The organism is Streptomyces sp. SID4985, assembly GCF_009863025.1.
Classification (GTDB): Bacteria; Actinomycetota; Actinomycetes; order Streptomycetales; family Streptomycetaceae; genus Streptomyces.
The window spans coordinates 1-2220 of the sequence record NZ_WWIR01000286.1 but is presented as its reverse complement, the minus strand read 5'-3'; the positions used below and the strand labels follow the sequence as shown (position 1 = coordinate 2220).

2 protein-coding genes are annotated in these 2220 nt (G+C 72.7%); both read left to right on the top strand.

Annotation, left to right across the window (positions count from 1 at the left end):
• The coding region (locus GTW40_RS11855) for an FUSC family protein (protein ID WP_161180135.1) at window positions 1–1119 on the top strand (1119 nt) is incomplete at its 5' end.
• Window positions 1120–1258: 139 nt separating this feature from the next.
• Window positions 1259–2220 (top strand): Clp protease N-terminal domain-containing protein (locus GTW40_RS11850; RefSeq protein WP_161180134.1); only part of this gene is annotated, 962 nt, incomplete at its 3' end.

The window sequence follows — 2220 nt, the reverse complement described above, 5'->3', positions numbered from 1 at the left end:
TCGCTCGCGGAGCTGATGGACTCGGCCCGGGGCGGCACCGGGCGCTCGCGGCAGCGGGCCACGGCCGCCGTGCTCCAGGCGTACCACAGTCTCGGTCTGGCGCCGCCGACGGACGGCGACCGGGTCAGCCGGGACACGGCCACCGTGCGGCTCACCGATCTGTCCTGGACGGTGCTGATCGACTCCTCGGTGCGGCTCCCGCACCACCCGGCCGAGCTGGCGCGGCTGCTGCGCGCGCAGGCCGATCTGCTGGCCGACCGGCGGATCAGCAATCCGCCGGTGCTGCCCGACCTGTCCGCGCACACGCCGGTGACCTCGGTGCGCCGCAAGCACCGGTGGCAGCGGACCACGCCCATCGATCCGGCGGCCCGGCGCGCCTGGATACTGGTGCGCGGCCGCCCCGGCGGTCACACGCCGATGGCGGTGCTGGTGGTGCCCGCGGTGCGGATGTTCCTCGGCACGCTGGTGGCGGGCGGGGTGGCCGTGGGCCTCGGTCTGGGGCACGGCTACTGGGCCGCGATCTCGGCCGCCGCCGTGCTGCACGCGGTCAACGTGCGCACGACGATGCAGCGCGCCGTCCAGCGCACCCTGGGCACGGCCGTCGGCCTGCTGATCGCGCTGGGGGTGCTGGCCGGGCATCCCGAACCCGCGCTCCTCGCGCTGGTGGTCGTGATCCTGGAGTTCCTGCTCGAGTACATGGTCGTGCGCAACTACGGCCTGGGCGTGGTCTTCCTGACCCCGCTGGCGCTGTTGCTGAGCGATCTGGCCGACCCCACCTCACCGGAGACACTGATCTTCGACCGGGGGCTCGGCAGTCTGCTCGGGATCGTCGTGGGGCTCGCCTGTTCGCTGCTCGTGGTGCACGACCAGGCGGCGGTGCGTGTGGAGCGCGCGCTGGCGGCCTGTTCCGACGCGACCCGGCGGGCGGAGCGGGCGCTGGCCGCGAGCCGCCCGGTGCACCCGGTCATCCCGGTACGGCTCGCGGTGACCGTGGTGGAGCTGCGGGACGCCGACGACGCGGCGGCGGGCGAGCTGTGGTCGGCCGGGATCGACCCGGCGGCGCTCGCCGCGGCCGAGCAGCGCGCCTATCTGCTGCTGGCCCGGCTGCTGCACCACTGACCGACGCGGTCCGGCGGCACGACCGCCGGACCGCGCTCGGCATTGCGTGAGAGCCCGTTGTGATTGTCCGGTAGTACGGGACTTCCTCAAGGCCCCTGTGATTAGGTGGGGTTTCCCGCACGGGGAGATGAGGAGGCTGATGAACTTGTCAGTGCCACCGATGGGCTTCGGCTCTTTTGGATCGTCAGATCCTTTCTCCGATCTGTTGAATCGTTTCTTCGGGATGTCGGCCGCGTCCTCGCCGCCGGCCGTGCAGCGGGTGCCGGTGGGGCGCCTGCTCACGGAGTCGGCGCGTGAACTCATAGCGCGCGCCTCGCGCCGGGCCGCCGAGGACGGCAGCGAGGATCTGGACACCGAGCATCTGCTGTGGGCGGCGACCCAGGTCGAGCCGTCCCGTTCGCTGCTGGCCCGCGCCGGGGCGGACCCGGACAAGCTGGCCAAGGAGCTGGAGGCCTCGCTGCCCGCGGGCAGCGGCACTCCGTCCGCCGAGCCGGGGCTGACCCCGGCCGCCAAGCGCGTGCTGATCGGCGCCCACGCCCGCTCGCAGGCGAGCGGTGCTTCGTACATCGGCCCCGAGCACATCCTGCAGGCGCTGCTCGACCCGGGCAACGACCAGGCCACCACGGTCGCCCGCAATCTCGGGGTGGACACCGACCGGGTCGCGCGCGACGCCGGTACGGCCCCGCGCGGCGAGGCCCCGCAGGAGCCGAGCAGCACGCCGACCCTGGACGAGTACGGCCGTGATCTGACCGCCGAGGCGAAGGCCGGGAAGCTCGACCCGGTGGTCGGCCGGGGCGAGGAGATCGAGCAGACGATCGAGATCCTCTCGCGTCGCTCGAAGAACAACCCGGTGCTCATCGGTGAGCCGGGTGTCGGCAAGACCGCCATCGTGGAGGGTCTGGCCCAGCGGATCGTCTCCGGTGACGTGCCGCGCACGCTGGAGGGCCGCCGGGTCGTCGAGCTTGACCTGGCCGGTCTGGTGGCCGGGGCCAAGTACCGGGGTGAGTTCGAGGAGCGGCTGAAGAAGGTCATCAAGGAGGTGACCGAGGCGTCGGAGGAGGTCGTCCTCTTCATCGACGAGCTGCACACCGTCGTCGGCGC